Origin of the sequence: Bradyrhizobium sp. SZCCHNS3052 (assembly GCF_032484495.1) — a bacterium.
In the GTDB taxonomy this organism is placed as follows: domain Bacteria; phylum Pseudomonadota; class Alphaproteobacteria; order Rhizobiales; family Xanthobacteraceae; genus Bradyrhizobium.
Map to the genome: position 1 here is coordinate 283,724 of NZ_JAUETB010000007.1, position 20,269 is coordinate 303,992.

Annotated in this window: 6 protein-coding genes; 5 read left to right on the forward strand and 1 reads right to left on the reverse strand. The window is 65.0% G+C overall.

All coding sequences use genetic code 11. The features are described 5' to 3' along the window. Positions 1-383 precede the first annotated feature (383 nt). On the forward strand, positions 384-14,099 hold the full coding sequence (locus tag QX073_RS22640; RefSeq protein ID WP_316226391.1) for a filamentous haemagglutinin family protein: 13,716 nt from the start codon (positions 384-386) through the stop codon (positions 14,097-14,099). A gap of 219 nt (positions 14,100-14,318) precedes the next feature. On the opposite strand, the gene QX073_RS22645 is transcribed toward QX073_RS22640, so the two are convergent. After that, a complete protein-coding gene (locus tag QX073_RS22645) occupies positions 14,319-14,894 on the reverse strand; it encodes an RNA polymerase sigma factor (RefSeq protein WP_315718479.1) in 576 nt (191 codons plus the stop codon). A 467-nt stretch (positions 14,895-15,361) separates the two neighbouring features. On the opposite strand from QX073_RS22645, the gene QX073_RS22650 reads away from it, so the two are divergent. The 4 genes from QX073_RS22650 (at position 15,362) to QX073_RS22665 (ending at position 20,268) form a co-directional block, all read left to right on the forward strand. Next, positions 15,362-17,317, forward strand: a complete 1,956-nt coding sequence (locus QX073_RS22650; protein ID WP_316226392.1) for a substrate-binding domain-containing protein — start codon at positions 15,362-15,364, stop codon at positions 17,315-17,317. Positions 17,318-17,615: 298 nt separating this feature from the next. Then, complete coding sequence (locus tag QX073_RS22655; protein ID WP_315718481.1) at positions 17,616-18,362, forward strand: energy transducer TonB; 747 nt, start codon at positions 17,616-17,618, stop codon at positions 18,360-18,362. Positions 18,363-18,478: 116 nt separating this feature from the next. Then, positions 18,479-19,036 carry an RNA polymerase sigma factor gene (locus QX073_RS22660; RefSeq protein ID WP_315718482.1) on the forward strand — a complete coding sequence of 186 codons (558 nt, stop codon included), beginning with the start codon at positions 18,479-18,481 and terminating at the stop codon, positions 19,034-19,036. A gap of 260 nt (positions 19,037-19,296) precedes the next feature. Beyond that, entirely contained in the window at positions 19,297-20,268 is a 972-nt protein-coding gene (locus tag QX073_RS22665) for a FecR family protein (protein ID WP_315718494.1), read from the forward strand. Position 20,269 lies beyond the last annotated feature (1 nt).

The window sequence follows — 20,269 nt, forward strand, 5'->3', positions numbered from 1 at the left end:
CGCGCGCCGGAAATCAGGAGCGAACGATGTCGCAGGGCAGGTCGATGCACGCGAGGCGGGCAGCAGTGGCGATCACGTGCCAGCGACGTGCTGTGCATGCGGGCGACAGCGGCCGGCGCTCGCCGGACATCGGGGTACAGGCGCCGGCTGCAGGTCCCGCCGTCGCGTACCGGCACGCTGCGTGCGGGGCGCATACGTCCCGCTTCAAGCGATTGGTATGGCTCGGTTGCGTGAGTGCAATCGCGCTCTTCTTGAATGGCGCTGCCGTCCAGGCGCGACCACTCGGTGCGTCGGGGGCGGCGTCGGCTGCCGCCGCGGCGAGCGCTGCAGCCTCGGCCGCCTCTCAACAGGCAGCAACGATCGCAAAGCAGTCGCAGGATGCGATGACCAAGGCTGCAGCCATGCTGAAGGCGATGCAAGCGGCGCAGGCTGCTGCCCGCAATGTCGCGACGACCGGCACGTCGAACAGCCTCGGCGTCGGCCTTCCGGCTGTGACCGACGGTTTGTCGCCCGGCGGCCTCGTGGTCGATCCACGCGTCGTGAACGCTTCCCAGGCCGGCACGGCCACCAACCTCTGGAGCGGAGCCGACCAGCCGGTTCAGTCCGCGAGCAATGGCCAGACCACGGTCACGATCAAGCAGACCGCCTCTCAGGCGATCATGACCTGGTACCAGTTCAATGTCGGCAAGAACACCACACTCGTTTTCGATCAGAAGGGCAATCCCGGCTGGGTTGCTCTCAACCGCGTGGATGCGACCGGCAAGCCGAGCCAGATCCTCGGCAACATCAAGGCCGATGGCACGGTTCTGCTGATCAATCCGAACGGCATCATCTTCGGCGGCGCCAGTCAGGTGAATGTCGGGTCACTGATTGCGACCACCCACGATATCGCTGGAACCTCGACCGCTGCTGCCTCGGCCTTCTCGGGTACCAGCCCGAACTACAGCCTGCAGAGCGTCACCGCGAACGGTACGTCGTACTCGTTTGCCGCACCGGCCAACGAGAGCGGCGCTAACGACTTCTTCCTGCAGAGCGGGCTTTTCGTCACGGCCGCAACGAACTCCAACGGACTCTCGGTGGCCAGCGGCAAATCTGCCGTCTTCGTGATGGGCGACCAGACGCTGGGATCGCTCGGCGGCGGCGGCATCGTGGTGCAGCCGGGTGCGAACATCACCGCCAACCCCGGTGGCTCGACGACCAGCAACGGCTATGTAGCGCTGATCGGACCTACGGTCACCAATTCCGGCACGCTGACCGCCATTAATGGCCAGATCGTCCTCGCAGCTGGAAGCGGGATCGTGCTCACCGAGCCGTTCTCGTCGGCGACCGGGGTCAAGCAGGCGCTGACGGCGACCTCGTTCACGCCGGGCACGACCACAGTGTTTGTCAACGTGGCGAATCAGGACCAGATCGCGCTCTCGGCGGCGATCGCGACCAAATCTCTCACCACGGTTTTGCCGAATGGCGGCCTCGTTACCAATGATGGCCTGATCGTCTCCAACGACGGTGCGGTCAGCGTGGTCGCCGATAGCATCCGCCAACTCGGAGTGATCGAAGCTACGACGAGCGTCACCCGACCTGGGTCGATCGGTCTGAGCACATCCTACACGGCTCCGACGGCCAACGGAGCGATCGGGAGCATCGTGCTCGGACCGAGCAGCCTGACGACGATCCTGCCGGACGAGACCAGCAGCACCATCCCCACCAATACGGCCACGTCGACCTATTTCGCGGCCAACATCCAGCCGCAGATCTCGATCAAGGCGAGCGGTGACGTCGACCTGCAAGGCACTGCAGATGGTGCTGGAGGGGCGTTCCTCAGGGCGCCCGGAGCGGCGGTCGAACTGGCGGCCGGAGTTCTGTCAAGTGGGACGAGCGGCACCGTTCTGATGGAAACGGGCAGCAGCATCGACCTGTCAGGTCTCGTCGGCGTGACCTTGCCGACTTCCAACTACATATTGAGCTTTAAGGTGACTGCTGCCGAGGTCGCGGATACGCCGCTGGCGCGGGGGCTGATCGGCAGCACCGTCACGATCGATGCACGGCTCAGCGGAACGCGGGCCGACGGATTTTCGTGGGTCGGTTCGCCGCTTCTCAATGCCCAGGGCTTTACCGGCCTGATTCCGAAGACGATCGAAGAGTTGCTGACCGTGGGCGGCAAGCTCACGATCACTGCGGGACAGAACGCGATCACGCTGCCTGGTTCCTCGATCAACCTCTCCGGCGGCTATGTCCAATATGCCCCGGGCTTCGTGGCCACGACACGGGTGGTCGGCTCCAACGGCCGCGTCTACAACATTGGCAGCGCGCCGTCCGATCTCAGCTACACCGTTCTCAGCGGCTTCACGGTCGATCATGCACGCTGGGGCGTGACCGAGACCTACGCCAGCATGTTGGCGGCCGGCTATTATGATCCGGGCTACGTCTCCGGCCGAAGCGCCGGCTCCGCCGGCTTCACCGCGGCCGCGCCAATTCTGGAAGGATCGTTCGTATCGGGGATCGTTGTCGGTGAGCGCCAGCGCGCCGGCCTCGAAAGCATGCCGAATGGCGCAGGACTCGGCGTGACCCTGTCGGGCACCAACAGCACGACCTACACAGTGTTGCTCGAACCGCGGGCCGACGCCGGCCTGGATCCGTTCGGCATGTCGACGTTCAAGCTCGGAACATCCTGGTCTCCGACGCTGGTCGCGCTTGCCGACGGCACGCTGGCATTCCCGGTGTTCAGCGACCTCCTCACATCGTCAGCCTTCCGCAGTGTCAGCATCAACACCGGCAGCAATGCCATGCTGCAGATGACCGCAGATGCCGCGCTCACCGTGCTGCCCGGTGGCAGCGTGACGCTCGGCAACGTCGAGCGGATCGACGGGACCATCACGGCGCGCAGCGGCAGCATCGTCCTGACGGGATCGACCATCGACACCGGGCTCGCCCGATCCGTGGCGGTGCAGGATCTCCTCGTCACGGGTCGGCTCGATGTCAGCGGACTGTGGATCAACGACAGCGGCGCCGCTAACGGCTCGCTGCTCGGATCCGCCTATGTCGACGGCGGCTTGGTGACGATCAGCACGACGGCGGACATCGTCCCCACGATCGGAGCTTTGATCGGATCGGGAACGACCACCTCCGGAACCGACCTTAGCAAGACGGTCGACAACATCGTCAGTGCGACCGACGACCTCACGCGCAGCATCACGTTGGCGAAAGGAAGCGTCATCGACGTCTCGAGCGGGGGCTATCTCGATCGCGGCGGTGTCCTTAAGAGAGGTGCCGACGGGGTGCCGCTCGGACGAGGTGGAAGTCTCAGCCTCAATACCTACGTCTCGTCTCGTTCGTTCCTGCTGCCGACCTATGACGTTGCGAAGACTGCGATCCTGGACAGCTCAGGAAAAGTCCTGGTGAATGCGGGCGGCACCTTCTATCACGCGTCGGCTACGCTGGATCTCGGCACCGTCATCTTTACGCCGATCCAGAGTGGCTATCGTGCCAACACCTATATGCAAGGGAGCATCTACGCCCAGAGTTTTGCCGGGGGAGGCACTTTCACACTCAAGGCGCCCTACCTCCAGGTCGGTGGGACCGACACGGTCTCCTATGCACCGGGTGAGACCCAGAGTGGCGGCGTCGGCCAGATCAACCTGCCGACCTCCTTCTTCAGCAAAAGCGGGTTCGGCAGCTACGCGCTGATCGGGCTGGCGGAAGCCAATGTAGCCGCAAACACCGCGCTGACGCTGCAACAGTCGAATCTCCTGACCCCGGCTCCCGGATCGCTGGCAGGGACCGCGACGAACGCTGCAAAGGCGAGCGATCTTGCCCAGGCCGGGACCGTGATCGATGGCCTGCGCAAGCCGCTCAATCTGTCGCTCACGCAGTCCGGCATCGATCTGTCCCAGTCCGGCTTTGCGAACGTGACCGGCGGTATCAATGTCGGCGCGGGGACGACGATTACCGCCGATGCCGGAGCAACAGTGAGCTTGGTCGCCGATCAGGCCGTGAGCTTTAAAGGCAGCATTGCCGCCGGGGCGGGCGCCACGGTCACGATGGTCTCGAACAATGCCGCCTTGACCGTCGCCGGCAGCGTCAAGGCGCAAGGCGGGGCTATCAACCTCGCGAGCGCTGGCAACCTCACGATCGCCGCCGGCAGCATGCTCGACGTGAGCGGCGTGTTCGTGCCCGATCCGACAGTGAGCCGTTATACGACCGGAACGGTCTATGATGGCGGCACGGTCACCCTGCTCAGCAACGCCACGGTCGAGGTGCAGCCGGGTGCCACGATCAACATTGCCGGCGCGGCGGGGGTGATCGAAGTCCCCGTCGGGCGCGAGCTCCAGACCCAGGCGGTGTGGAGCAATGGCGGCACGCTGCAGATTGGAGGCGTCACGGTCTATCTCGGTGGCACCTTGTCCGCGGCCGGAGGCGCGCCGCTGGCCACGGGTGGATCCCTGTCACTCGGTGATTTCGCGTTGCCGGGGACGCTTGCGTCCTATGGGTCGATCATCTCCAACATCTACAACGCCGATACGCAATCTGTCATTGGCATCAGGTCCGGCATCCTGATCGCCCAGAGCGGTCTGGCGACGCCGTCCACGACTGTCACGCTCACCGCCGACACGATCAACAATAGCGGACTCAGCTCCGTGTCGCTCGCGGCCGGAGGATATTTGGGCGTGCAAAATAAAGCCACGATCGGGTTTGCCGGGTCGACGGAGATCAGCGTGCCAGGATCGCTGGTGCTTCACAGCGGAAGCAACCTGATCAGCATCCTGGCGGCCGGCGCCAAATTGGCCAATCTCAATGATACTCCGACGAGCGTCGGTGGCGCGACCGTCACGCTCGACGCCGGTTACGTCCGGCTGGCAGGGAGCAGCTATGAGCAATTCCCCTCTCCCCCCGCAGCGAAGAACTTGGCGGACGGCACGCTCTATGTCGGCTCGGACGGCGTATCCCATGGCCGCTTTGTCACGCAATGGATCGATCTCCAGGGTGACCTGTCACTGGTGAATGTCGGCAATGCCACGCTGACCACGGCCGGCGCAGTGCGGCTGCTGCCCGGCCGCTATGGCAGCGAAGCTGTTGCGCCCACCGGCACCACGCTCGGCGGCTACTTCGTCACGCCCGGTCGGCTCACCATCACGGCGTCCGAGATCTTTCCAGCCACGAGCACCGCCTTCCTGCTGATGTCGACGATGAGCGTCAGCGATTCCTCGCCGACGCTGACCATCAGGCAATATGCTGGTAGCTCGCCGACCGCGCCGCTGTCGGCCGGCGGCACGCTCGTGCTCGACGCGCAGAACATCGAGCAGGACGGCACGCTGTGGGCGCCGCTCGGCAACATCGTCATCGGGCTGCGCTCGGCCGCCGACATGCCGCTGGCGGTGACCCAGTCGATCGTGTCGACATCGGCAACGGCCTATTCGGGCGCACTGGCGCAGACCCAGTCGGTGACTCTCGGCGCCGGCAGTCTGACCGCGGTCTCGACCGGCGGTCTCGACATCCCCTATGGAACGACGGTCGATGGCGCGACCTGGTACTACGGCATCAATCTGAACAATAGCTCTAGTCCCGTTCCCCAACAAACCGCAGCGCCGGCAAAATCGATCAGCGTCTTCGGCTCCTCGGTCAAGCTGGGCGGCAGCATCGATGCCAGCGGCGGTGGCGACGTGTACGCGGTCGAATATGTCCCGGGCACTGGCGGGACCCGCAACGTCCTGCTCAACTATCAGACGGTTTCAACCGTCACCTCGAGCGGCACGACCACCAGCTTCACGTCGACATATGCCGATGGACGTCAGGTCTACGCGCTAGTGCCGGCCTACGAGGCCCAGGTGGCCGCCTACGACCCGGCCTTCGCCACCTATCCTTTTTATTCCGGGAAGAGCGTGACGTCCGCCGGTCTCGTTGCAAGCGGGAGCAAGCTGTCCAGCTTCCCCGCTTCGGCCTTGAACAATGCCGCCGGGATCGCGCCGGGGACCTCCGTCACCTTGAGCGGTGGCAACGGAATCGCGGCCGGCACCTATGTGCTGCTCCCCGGCATGTACGCGACCTTGCCCGGCGCCTACCGGGTTGTGCAATACGCAGCCGGTGCTGCAGCATCGACCGGCAGCTTCACCGGGGCCGACGGCTCGGTCTATGTGACCGGCTCTTTCGGCAATGCGATCACGGGTGCCCGCTCGTCGCAAACGGTGCTGTTCCAGCTGCAATCGCAGGCGGTCTGGGGACAGTCCTCCAAGATCAACATCACCAGCGGCACCAGCTATTTCTCGAGCTACGCGGCAAACAACGGCCTCGCGCCGACTGCTCTGCCGGTCGATGGCGGACTGCTCGTGATCGGTGCCACCAGCCGGCTGAGCCTCGGCGGCACCAACAATTTTGCCGCCGGCAGCAGCGATCTGGCGCCGGCGGTCCAGGGGGCGACCGGGCAGATCGACATCGCGGCCGCGAACATCGCGATCGTCGCCAGCGATCGGCTGGGCCAGTTCGGCACCGTCGCCGCCGATGGCAGCTTCACGGCAAGCGCGGCGTTCAGCAATTATCTGTTCCTGGATGCCGACCAGATCAGCAATCTCGGCGCCGGCAGCGTGCTGATCGGCGGCACCGCGTCCGTCACCTCGCCGGGCTCGATCACGGCGATTGCCACGAATCTCGAGGTCGCGTCCGATGCACAGCATCAGCTCGGTGGTCCCGAGCTGATCCTGGTCACCCAGGCCGGCGGCGCCAGAGGACTCACCGTCGATGCCGGCAGCGTGGTTACCACCAAGGGAACCGTATCCGGGACCAGCCGGAACATCACGCTGAGTGGGGACGGCGCATTGCTGCGGGTGTCGAACGGCCGCATGGTTTCCGTTACCCGCAGCGGCGCCACCGGCACCGGGAGCTTCGCCATCGGCACGGCTGTTGGAACGGCGCAGCTCGTGGCCGGCGCCGGCGTCGTGATCACGGCCGGCAATTCGCTCATGGTCGATACCAGCGGCTCGGGTGCGTTCGCGCCCGATTTGGCGAACAGCAATGGTGCGTCCACGACCGGCGTCACGCTCAAGGCGCCCAACCTGTCGATCGCCGCGAACACGTTCAATTTCGGTCCCGAGGGCCTGGCGGCCAGCGGCCTCAATCTGACGCCCGGTCAGTTCAACAGCCTGTTTGCCGGGGCCACGTCGGTGACCCTGCGCAGCAATACCGGATTCGACTTCTACGACCAGGCCGGCCTGACGCTCGGTGACGCCGCCAATCCGATCGGCACGCTGACCTTCGACGGCTCCGGCTTTTACAGCATCGGCAGCAACACGAGCGGGGCTGGCGCCACGGATTGCTCTGCCTACTGTGCCACCATCGCGGCGACCAACATTACTCTCATCAACAGCCGCGGCGCGTCCGGCGTCAGCGCCGACCCGACCGTCGTCGCCGGCGCAGGCGGCACGCTCAACCTCAATGCTGCCAAGGTGATCACCGCAGATGCCGGCGCCAAGAGCTTCGGCGGGTTCAGTAAGGTCAACTGGAACGCTTCCGACGGCATCGTCTTCACCGGAGCAGGCAGCATCGATGCGGCTGTCGCCACCGCGACGGCAAAGTTCAACCTCAGCTCGGTCAAGATCAACAACGCTGGCACGGGATATACCAGCGTGCCGACGGTGACGATCTCCGGCGCCGGCGGAACGACGGCGACCGGCACCGCGCTGCTCGGCATCGTATCGTTCAACGTGTCTACCTCCGGCAGCGGATCGAGCTATCGCAACGGTGATCTGATCACGATCAAGGACTCGGTCACGGGAGCCGTTGCCACCGGAACGGCCGTCATCAGCTCCACGGGCGCCATCACCGGCGTCAACATCATCTCCGGCGGTTCCGGCTTCAGCGGCGTCCTCGCCAACTTGACGCTGACGGTCTCTGCCGGCTCGGGCTCCGGCGCGGCCATCGGCACGACAGCCTCACCCACCGTGGGGCTTCAACCGCAGTTCGGTGTGGTCGGCGTGAACGTGACAGGAGGCACAGGCTACACCGGAATTCCGACGGTCACGATTTCCGGCGGCGGCGGCTCCGGTGCCTCCGTGCAGGCGGTCGCCACGGTTAGTTCCCTGACGGTCGCCAATGGCGGCACCGGTTACACGAGCGCGCCGCTCGTCACCATCACCGGAGGCGGCGGCGCCGGTGCGGCGGCGACGGCCACGCTCGGCGGCACGGGCATCTCCGGGCTGACCCTGACCAATGGCGGAACCGGCTACACCAGCGTGCCGACCATCTCGATCTGGGGCGGCTCCGATCTCACGCTGTCGGCGCCTGACGTCGTGGTGAAAGCCGGCGCCAATCAGACGGTCACCGCACGCGGCAATCTCGTGGTGCAGGGAAATGGCGCCAGCGTGTTTGCCGCCGACAACAGCATCAGCGGCAAGCTGGCGCTGACCGGGGCGTCGGTCACGGCCCGGAACGGCGTGCATATCGATGCCGCCGGCGGCAAGGTCAGCCTGACTGCGGCGGCGGGGGACGTCGCGCTCACGTCCGGCGCCGCGATCAACGCCCAGGGCTTGCGGCTGCCGGTGAACGATCAGTTCATGGATGCGCCGGGCGGCAGCGTGCAGCTGATCTCCAGCCTCGGCAATGTCAGCATCGTCGGCGCGACCGTCGACGTGTCCAATCCCTATGCCGGCTATGCCGGGTCGCTCGCAATCCAGACCGGCAACAACGGCACGACCGGCACCGCCACGCTGGCGGGCACGCTCAATGGCGCAGCGCGGTTCAACGATCTCGGCGGCACTTTCAGCCTGCTAGCGGGCAACCTGAACGGCACGCTGCCGCTCGACGGCGCGACGCCGAACTTCTCGAGCAGTTTCACGGTGAGCTTGCAGAGCGGCAACATCGAGCTTCCGGCAGGCGCGACACTGACGTCGCGCAACGTCCAGCTCACTGCCAATGGCGGCAGCGTCAATGTCGGCGGCACCATCGATGCGCGCGGTCTCAGCGGCGGCCAGATCTCGCTGTTCGGAACGGGAACGTTGCCGTCGTCATCCGGCTGCACGAGCTCCTGTGGCGTGTGGATCCAATCGTCCGCGCGGCTGCTTGCTAGCGCCGTCACCCAGGATGATGCCGCCTTCAGCCGCTATTCCACGCTCGACAACGGCGCCACCAATCCCAACGGCGGCACCATCACCCTCGCCACGACGGGAACGCCGACGCCGAACGCCTATGATCCCACCTACGGCTTCGAGCAGGTGGCGAGCGCCAATTCCGGCTGGATCAAGGTCGATGCCGGCGCGGTTCTCGACGTGAGCGGCGGGCCCACGGCGCCAGCCGGCCAGGTCATCGTGCGCGCGCCACTGCTCAGCGACTCCACGGTGAACGTGCGCTTCAAGGGCAACGTCGTCACCAACGGATCGACGTCCGGCGGCGGCCTGGCGCTGAACGCCTATGCGACCTGGAGCACCACGGACGGCACGACGGCGGGCCGCCATTTCGACGGCATCATCGATCCTGCCGGCTGGTTCGACGGCACGGGCACGCGGGTCGCCGGCACCGTGATCGCCGGAGATACCATCAGCTACAGCTCGACCTCGACCTTCACCGCGGTGCCGACGATTCTGGTGGGTGGCGCCAGCGGGGTGGCCACCGCGATCATGACCACCCAGGCGGGGAATCTTACGCCGACAACAGCCAACAAGGGATCGGGCTTCGGCACAGCGAGTCGAACTTGCAGGGGCGGCGGTGCGACATTCACCTGTTATTCCGATGCTGCCATGACGCTCAATCCGGTCGTCGTGACATTGACGGGCGGCGGCAGCGGCAGCGGACTGGTCGTGAAGTCGCTGACCTTCATTTCGGGTGCCGTCAGCACGGTCACTGTGGATAACACCGCCGCCATCGGCTATACCAGCCCGGTCACGTTGACCGTGACCGGGGGCACGACGGCGGCAACCGTGACAGCCAACCTGCTCATCGCAGGCCTCGTTCCCACCAATCCGAACACGACCTACGCCACTGCTCCGGCCGTGACGGCCAACGGTGTGGCTCTCACCGCCAAATATACGGTCCAGCAATCCTATTCGCTGTCGCAGACGACCAACGTCGCGCAGGGCATCGGCATCTTCGTGCCGACCACGGCGAACGCCGATCACGTCAATTTCTATCAGACCACGCTGACCGGCTTCGTTCAGAAGGCGCTCGCGGGCTCCGTCAGCGCGGGCGACGGCGACGCGTTCGATTTCGCCAGCGGGCTCGGTGCCATCCTGCACGTGCGTCCCGAGCTCGTGCTGTCGAACCCGTCATCGTCGATCAATGCCGGCAACGTCACGGTCGCCAGCAACTGGAACCTCGGCGGCGTGAAGGGCCTGACAAACGCAACAGCATTCACGGCCGTGAACGGCACGTCGGTCGCCGCGAATACCGTCATCACCGACGTCGCCGGCAAGCTTCTCGCCAACTACACGAACTACACCGGGCAGCTCGTCGCCACGGCCAATACGCCGCTGGCTTATCGAACTGCTGCCGGGGAGCCCGGCGTCCTGACCGTGCGTGCGGTCAACGACGTCGCCGTCAAGGCGACCATCAGCGATGGCTTCTACGAGACACGGGACTACTTCGGTGGATCCGTTGCCGTGGCCGACCTGATCGCCAACAATCCGGCGCTGTCGGGCAAAGTGGCCGATTACAATACGACGGCCGCAGCGGATCTGATGTCGCGAGTCCAAGGCGTCAACAATGGCTCGTTCTCGATCAACCTGGTCGCGAGCGCGGCTTTCACCTCCAATCGCGACACGACGGTGAACCCATACGCGGTCACACCTGTGTGGGCGCTCACCGGCGCCTTGACCGGCAATGTCAATATCGACGGCCACGGGAACTATTTCTTGTCGGCGACGAAGCTGCTCATGATCCCGACATTGGTACGCACAGGAACCGGCAACATCTCGATTGCCGCGGCCGGCAATTTCCAGCTGCTCGATCAATTGGCTCCGGGTGCAGTCTATACCGCGGGCGCGGCGACAGCGACGCCCAGCGATTTCACGCCGTTGACGCTCCCGTCCAACTACAATTGCTACGGCTGTTCCAATGGAAGCGTGAACGTGCCGACCTGGGCCGCAGGCGGTGGTTCGGTGTCCATCAGCGCCGGGCAGTCGATCATCGGGGTGGAGACGCCGATCGACAATGCTGCGGGATCACAGACCGGAACGGCCTATCAGTATATGATGCAGCTGTGGAGCAATTGGTACTTCCATGGCGGCTGGGGCAATGGGACGTCGACACCATTCGCCAATTGCACCGGCGTGGCAAGCTGCCAAACCACAGCTTGGATCAACTACGCGTCGTTCTTCCAGGGCATCGGTTCGCTCGGGGGCGGCAACGCGACCCTGGTGGCGGGGAACGACATCAAGCAGATCGGGGTCTCGCTTCCCGAAACCCTGGTCGTCGCCGGTGGCCTCACCGCCAGCGATCCGGCGCACATGGTCACCTATGGCGGCGGCAACCTGTCGGTGCAGGCCGGCGGCAACCTTCTCAGCGGCGACTTCCTGGTCGGGCTCGGCAGCGGTCGGATCAAGGTCGGCGGCTCGATCAGTGCGGACCCCAACTCCGCGCTTTCGGCGACGATCCGGACCGGAAATTCGAACGCGACCGCCAAGGCGAGAACGACTTCGCCGACCGGTAAACCGCTTGATCTGATCCTCGGCGCGCAGAACGGATTCATCAGCGCGATGGCCGGCGGCAGCATCAACCTCCTGTCCGTCTATGATCCGGCGCAACTGCCCGTCGTTTCCAACGTCGCCCTGCCAGCAGCGTCCAATCTGGCGACGTCCTCCTGGATGGGCACGCCTTTCACCAGTTACGGGGCCCAGAGTGGCGTCTCGCTAACCAGCGTCTCCAGCGACATCACTCTCGCAACCGCGACTGCGGGCACATTGGTGCCCAAGGGCACCAACGTCTATGGAACCAGCGTTCCTGGGATTTACCCCGCCACCTTGGACGTCACGGCCCTCAGCGGATCCATCCTCGTCGGTGCCGTGGGGCAGAGCATCAATATCATCCCAATCCCGAGCTCCACCGGGACGGCTTCGGGAACGCTGTCGCTAATGGCGGCCCAGTCGATCAATATCGGTGCCGCCTCAGGGATCTCCATGCTGGATCTGGCGACCGGAGCGTCGAGCAGATACGTGCATAGCGCCGCCACCGGTCAAAGCTACATCAATCCGCTCGGGCAAACCTTTGCCGATCTGACCCAGGCGCTGCACGCCAATGACCCGGTGCCGGTGATCATCGCCGCGGGACAGGATATCACTATAGCGAGCACCGCCGCCATCGCGCTGATCAAGCCGGCCGCCATGACCGCGGGTAACAACATTCTGTCTGAATTAGCGATCAGGTCGGCTGTCGACGGTGTCCCGCAGACCAATGCCGGACTTGCGACCATCACCTTCCAGAACAACAATGTCAGCGACGTCACATCTCTGGTGGCGGGAAACTCCATCATCGGCGGTTCCTATGTTCTCTACGGTCCCGGCTCGTGGCTGATCCAGGCCGGGCGCAACATCGGTCCGCTCCGCCAGAGCCAGAACGGCTACGCGGGCCTGGTCGCGGCAGGCAATGGCACCAACTATGGCACCAATACGGATGTTCCGGGACAACTGGTCAAATACCTGCCGAACCAGAGCGCCGACATCTATGTGATGGCCGGCGTCAGGCCGCAGCACATCGACTACGCGGCAGTGATCGCCGAATATGTCGATCCGGCCCGGTCGGTCACCAGCGGGATCGATCTGTTGCGGCTCATCGCCGCCAGGCTCAACGACGGGATTGATCCGTCCAAGTCGTGGGACACAGCCACCCGCGCCAAGGCATGGAGCGACTTCAATGCGCTTGCCGTAGACAAACAGCACGGCTTGGTCGATCAGGCGCTGAGCGGCTATTTCGGCACCGGCGCGCGCGCCAACTATATCGCCTTCATCAACACCTATATCGCGCCGACGGCGCCGGATGTCGGCTTCGATTTCCTGGCCGACATCGCCGGCGTCCTTGGAATCACGAAGGACGCCGCGAGTGCGAGGTTCGCCACCATCGCCGCCGGACAGGATACGCCCAGCTTGCGCGAGAAGCTCGCCATCGTCAGCAGTTTCAACGACTTCCTCATCCGGGTCGGCAAGGATCGCAACGATCCGGCCAGCGCGTATGCCGGCGAGTATGGCCGCGCCTATGCTGCGATCTCGACCCTGTTCCCGGCGGCGCTCGGCTATACCGACAACCGCCCCGTCAACGGCGTCAACGGCGCAGCCAATCGCGTCGTGACAGGCACGATCTCGCTCGGCGGCTCGGTGCTCGAGACACAGATGGGCAGCGACATCAACATCCTGGTGCCCGGCGGCAACATCAATGTCGGCCGCAATGGAAGTGACCTGCTGAGTCCCATTCAGGAAGGAATTTTCACGCTCGCCGGCGGGACGATTCGCGGCTACAGCGACGGCACGATCCAGCTCGCGCAGAGCCGGGTCATGACCATGCAGGGCGGCGACATCGACCTGTTCTCCGCCAATGGCGACATCAACGCCGGGCAGGGCTCCAAGACCTATGCGGCCAGTCCGCCGCAGCAGACCATCTGCGACGCCAACGGCTATTGCTACCTCAATCCGACCGGATTGGTGACCGGCGCCGGCATCGCCGCGCTGGTCACGCGGATGGGGCAGGACCCGAGCCAGAGCGACGTCAACCTGTACGCGCCGACCGGCACCATCGACGCCGGCGCGGCCGGAATTCGCGTCGCCGGCAATCTCAGCCTCGGTGCCGCGCATATCCTCAACGCCTTCAACATCAACGTCCAGGGTGCGACGACAGGCCTTCCGACCGTCGCGCCGCCGCCGGTGGCGGCCTTGACCCTCGGCAACAACACGGCGGCCGCGCCGCAGAAGCTCGCGCCGTCGCAGCAGTCGTCCACTGATGCGCGGCCGTCGGTGATCATCGTCGAAGTGCTCGGCTATGGTGGCAGCGGCCAGGGCAGTTCCGGCACCGACACGCCTGCGCGCAACGGCGCAGGCCAGAGCGGCAACAACAGCGGCGCCATGGCGCCTCAGAGCGGTGGATCCAAGCCCGAGGCCTGCAAGGATGGCGCGGCGGAGTGCCGTCCACAGCCGTGAGCCGGCGTCATATGGCTCCGCGCGAGCAGGCCGGTAACGTCATGTCTTTTCGTCGCGCGGGTAAGCTGCGCTTCGATGAGACCGAGGGCGAGCGCCGCAGGTCGCCTTTTGTTGGCGCTGCGTCGACTCGACGACGACAGGGTCGGAAGGCCCCCGCGAGACAGTCCAGCTTGTGAAAGGTCCGCGGCGATGGCGCGGACGGCCGTCATCGCCGCGGTCCTAACTACCAGTGTCTTCCAGCGCCGGCGTCCAGGCCCGCACGGGAGGGCAAGGCAACAGGCGGGCGTCTGGCCGTGACGGTGCCCGCCGCTCCAGCGAACGATCGAGCTGGCCTGCGCAATGGAGCAGCGCCTCGCGCAACTCGACCTGAATCCGGCGGGTGGAAATCCGGTGCCGTCGGGCGATCTCGTGCACCGATAGCTCATCGACGAAGGTCGCGAAGACGATGTCGCGCTGACGTGCGGAGAGTTGCCCCAGCACACGGCTCAGTGCCGCCATTTCGGAGCGGGACTCTGCGATGCGGGCGGGATCAGGCGAATCGTCCGGAATCTCGAGCAGCGCGTCGATCTCCGATGTCGTGAGCCTGCGGCTCTCAGCCACGCGGCGGTTGGTTGCGAGATTGAGCGCGGTCCGGAACAGATAGGCGCGCGGACTCTGGATGACGCCGACGTCGTTGCCGCATTCCAGGCGCAGGAACGTATCCTGAAGCGCCTCGCCCGCCAGCTCGGTCGAACCTAATCGGCGGGCGAGCCGCCGCTTCAGTTCGTCATAGCCATCGATCAGCGCGCGCAGCAACGCCGCTCGGCCCGGATCCCGCATTTCTGAAACGCCCGCCCCTGGGTGACCTTTCGGAACACGCGGCCGCGAAGGTCTCGTCACTAACAAAGTACCGGCTCACAATGACTGACCCATGACATGTGTTGCAGCACGTGTCTCAAACACAGAGTTGTGCTCGCTCGCAGCCACCAAGGTTCCGGCGCACTGCTCGATCACCGAACGGTAGCGCGAGATTTTTCGAAGAAAGAGATTCGCTGAGACGCCGTGTCGATTGTCTCTCCCATGCAAGCCACCGATTGCAATGATGCGGGCGAGCTTTGTGGGATCGTCAATCCGTCCCCAATGATCGCACCGGTCGTGCCGGAGAGTGGATCGCTCGTCCGACTGATCGTTGCATCACGATGGGTCCTCCTCCCATCGATGATGACCTGCATCATTGTGCATCGAAGGCTCGCAATCCGACTGCAACCCCACGGAGATTTCCGATGACGACTCGTTCTTCGATCAGCCGCCTGCGCTGCACCGCTTCGGTGCTGGTGCTGTCGACCGCCGCGACCTTTGCCGCAGCGGTGCAGCCCGTCGCTGCCCAGACCGCCGTCTACGGCGGCGGCAGCACGCTGGTATCGCTCGCCATGCGTCAGGCGATGGACTGCTATAACGCGCAGACCGTGACCAGCGACGGCTACAGCTTCTCGACCGGCTTCAATGCGGCGACCCCGACTCCCGGATTGCTTCCCGCAACGCCGGACGGCGCCAATTGCAGCCAGCTCGGTGCGCTCGGAACGGTCGGTCTCTACGCCGCGGTCGGCTCCGGTGCCGGCCAGCGCGCCTTCATCACCAACGATCCGAAGCAGCTGCTGCGTGGCAGCGCGCCGTCGCTGTCGCTGCCGGCCGTGCCGCCGGTGTTCCTCGAGAGCAGCGTTCCGGCGCTCGCGACCTATCCCTATGCGCGCGTCGACTTCGGCGCCGGTGACTCGCCGCTTCCGAGCTCGCCGACGAACACGCCGAGCGTGACGGCCCTGACCAACTTCTCCTCGGTCAGCAACTGGCAGAACCAGACCACCATCACGGCCAGCAACGCATCCTCGGCAACGGCCTACAACGCTGCCGCATTCGGTCCGGCGATCCAGCTGCCTATGATCGAGGCGCCGGTCGCGATCGTCGTCAACACCAACGCCACCCCGACGGCCACGTGGACCATCAACTCGGCCGGCACCGCGGGCGCCCCCGGCTCGGCGATCCAGCTCTCGACCGCTCAGCTCTGCGCCATCTTCTCGGGCGAGGTGCGCGACTGGAGCTCCACCGCTGCCATCGCGGCGCTCGACAACGCCGGTCAGGCCCGCGTCCAGACCTTCATGGACGACAACACCGGCAACGGCGGCGCGGCTCAGGCCTATGTGTCGAACTCGCTGCCGATCCAGATCGCGTTCCGTTCCGACGGCTCCGGCACCAGCTTCATCCTCACCAACTTCCTCGCCAACAGCTGCCCGCAACTCGACGACACCGCTGGTTCGCACAACTACGCGAAGATCTTCACCGGCGTGGGCGTCACTTTCGCCAGCACGGTCGTCACGCTCAACGACCAGGTGACCGGTACGACCACGACCACCACGATCGCCGCCAAGACCAACGCGTCGGCCGCCAACCTGCCGTCGACGACCTTCGCCAACCTGATCGCCAACATCAAGGCCGTGAAGGGTGTGGACGTCTCGACCGGCGCCGGCGGCTGGCTCGCGGGCAACGGTACCGGCGAAGTCGCCGACACCGTCAACAGCAACGCGCAGGATGCCAACGGCAACTATCTGGGCGGCCGCATCGGCTATGTCAGCAACGACTTCGCCAAGCCCTACAACCCCGCCGCCAGCGCGCCGCTGTCGGCCAGCGTCCAGAACGATGATCAGCGTGCTCGTGGCGTCTATCACCCGGGTCACCTTGGGGAGAGCTTCGTTGCGCCGACCCCGGCATCGGCCGATAACGCTTTCAGGAGCGTTGCGGTCCCCACTGGCACAACCTATACGGCTTGGAATCTGTACAACCAACAGTATGCGGCCGGTGCAACGTTGGCCGATGGCGTGACGGTTGTTCCTGCCGACGGGAAAGTGAGCGGGGTGAACGTTGTCGGCAAGTCGCAGCTCGGTCTGCCGATCATCGCGGGTGCCTATCCCGTCACGGGCACGACCTTCGCCTATCTCTATAGCTGCTACAACACGGCGTCGGCCCCGACCCGCGTGGCGGACATCACCAACTTCCTGAATTGGTTCTATTCGAGCCAGGATGCGGCCAGCGTGCTGCAGAACAACGGCTTCAATGCTTTGAATAGCGCCTTTGTGACGGCGATCAGCTCGTCGTACCTGGCCTCAGGCAGCGGCACTGCCATCGCCGCCAGCTCGACCCAGGTCGACGGTTGCAGCACCGTCGCCGCTGGCGCCGGCGCTCAGTAAGGCAGCTGCAGGCGACGCGGGTCCCGTGCAGATCGCCCAGTCACGATCCTGAGCCGGGCGCCGTCATGGCGCCCGGTTTCGTTTTGTAGTTGCAGACTCCAAATTGCTGAACGCCTCTGACGTCGAGGCTCCGCGAGCGGCCCAAACGATCGCGCGGCGCCTCGACATCGGATCAATAACGCGATACCAGCTTGGCTATGCCAGGGAAGATGTCCGCGGGAAAGATCATGTGGCGCTCGGCGTCCCTCAGCCGGCCGGTTCATGATTTCGGCATGCGTGCTTGAATGGATTGAATTCGATGGCGCAGAGCGCGTGGTGGTCCAAGCACCTTGATGAGGAGTCGCAGCATCACGACTGGCGTGCGGCGGCCCCGGCAATCGGTCTGCGCTCGCTCGCAGCCGTTGCGATGACCGTGCCAGCCCTTCTGGCCGTCGGCGTGTATTGGCTGCGTCACACGCCGACCGGCACCGGAATGCACTCGAGTGACAACGTGATGCAGGTGCGGCTCGTCGCGTCGCCGGCGGCTGATGCCGCGCGGCCGGCCGTTACACCGACCGCGCCGGCCTTGTCTCCGGCCAGCGCTCCGGCTCAGGATCCGAAAGTCGTCGCTGCTGCAGTCGTGGCGGGGTCCGAGAGCGTGACGACCCGGGATTCAACAGCTTCGGGCCTGGTGTTGTCGCATCTGCCGGCCGCGCCGGCCTGGGACGCGCCTGTTCCTGGCTCGCCGCTGGCCGCCCAGCAGACCAAGCCTGACCAAAAGACGATGACCTTCGTTCGCACGGTCAAGTCGCACATCGCCCGCTTTCAATATTATCCTGAACGTGCCCAGCGCGATCGCATCCAGGGACAGGTCGGCCTTGTGCTCACGCTGCGACGTGACGGCACGGTCACCAACGTCCGCATCGCGTCGAGTTCCGGTTTTGCCTCTCTCGACGCTGCCGCCGTCGACACGGTGAAGAGGGCGCAGCCGCTGCCGAGCATTCCGGTGGAATTGCCCGGGCAGCTCAGCCTGGACTACACGATCGCGTTCGATCTGCCACAGTAGTTGGTCAACGGCGTCGCCATCTCTGGTCGTCACGTCACTGTCATTCTCCGCCGATAGGTACAACAGTGGGGTTGAGAACCGCCTGCAAATGCGGGCGGCGTCACGGGGCTGCGTTGGTGTCCTACTCGAACAGCAAATCGCTGCGTGATGTGCTCGCGGCGGACTATGAAAGTCTGGCCCGCCGCCTGACGCGCTGCCTCGGCTCGCCGGATGTCGCGCGCGAGGCGCTTCACGAAGCCTTCGTACGGGCGGATCGCGTCTCCGATGCCATCCCCGTTCGCAGTCCCGTCGACTATCTGTTCCGGATGGCGCTCAATTTGGCAAAGGATCACCGCAAGAGCGAGCGCCGGCTGCTGAACGCCTCGGAAATCGAAGCGATCATGGCTCTGCCCGACGAGCGGCCGGGACCTGCAGCCGAGGTCGAGGCTCGCTTCGAACTCGAACAATTCGAAAAGGCGCTTGCGGAGTTGCCGCCGCGAAAGCGCGACGTCTTCATCTGTGCTCACCTCGAGTTGATGCCGCATCGTGAGATCGCCCAGCGTTTCAGCATCAACGTACGCACCGTCGAATTCGATCTGCAGCATGCCATGGAGCATCTCGGCCGCCGGCTCGGGCGCAAGGTGGTCCGCCGATTCGGTCCTCGCGCCGTCTCTCAATCCAGCAATCGCAGCTAGCGCGGCGCGATCGAGCGAGAAGGGAGCTTGCTGCATTCCGGCTTTGTACGCTATTCAGCGGTGCACCAGCGCCCGGATAGAACTGCGGCTCCGCCGATATCGAGATTGACGCGTGCGAAGTATTCGATTTTCCCTTTCGGTCCAGCGCTATACGAATCGTCTATCAGATGACCGCAGGGCGTTGCCATGAGGGAACCGTCCTTCGGCCGCCGAAACGAGCGAGCCTCATCTTGATCGCAGGCGACGACAGCCAGTCGGACATGGATCAGACCCTTCGTCAGGCTTTGGCATGGGTGATCCGTCTTCATTCCGGGGAGGCAACCTCGGACGATGCTACTGCGTTGACGTCGTGGCGACAGCGAAGCCCTGAGCACGAAGCCGCGTTTCGGCAGGCGGTCACGCTATGGCGCGGCTTTGGCGACGCCACCCGCAAGCTCGCTGGCGATGCTGCGTTCGTCAAAGCAGCTTCGCGCCCGGAGCCGATGCCTCGTGCTGGTCTCGGCCGCCGCGCGCTGATCGGCGGAGCGATTGCGGCTGCAGCTTCAGTGGCCGGCGGCTATCTGGCGCTCCGTCCGCCGTTGGATCTCTGGCCGTCGCTGCAGGAACTGTCCGCCGACATGCGGACGGCCAAGGGCGAGCGGCGCAGCGTTGCGCTGGCGAGTGACGCCTCCCTGGTGCTCAACACCCAGACCAGCATCGCCTTGCGACCCGCGGATGGGCCACGGCGGTTCGAACTCATTTCGGGAGAGACCGCGGTGCAGTGCGGATCGACCGCACGGGACCCGGTCGTCATCGATGCTGCAGGCGGTCAGATTACGGCGTCGCAGGCCGACTTCAACCTGAAGTGCCTCGATGGTCTCGTGACCGTCTCGTGTCTCGACGGCAGCGTCGATGTTGCGTGCAAGAGCCGTGTCGTCAAGCTCGTCAAAGCTCAGCAGATTTCCTACTCGGGCGACAAAGGGCTTGGCTCGACCTCGCGGCTGGATCTCGACACGGCCAAGGCCTGGCAGAATGGCCTTCTGATCGTGCGCGATTGGCCGGTCAGTCGCCTGGTCACCGAGATCAACCGCTATCGCCCAGGCAAGATCGTGGTCCTGGACGAGCAACTCGGGCGGCGCATGATTTCCGGGACGTTTCATCTCGACCGCCTGGATGATTTCATCAGCCAGGCCGAGAACCTGTTCGGAGCCAAGGCACGCTCGCTGCCGGGCGGTCTCGTTCTGCTGAGCTGAT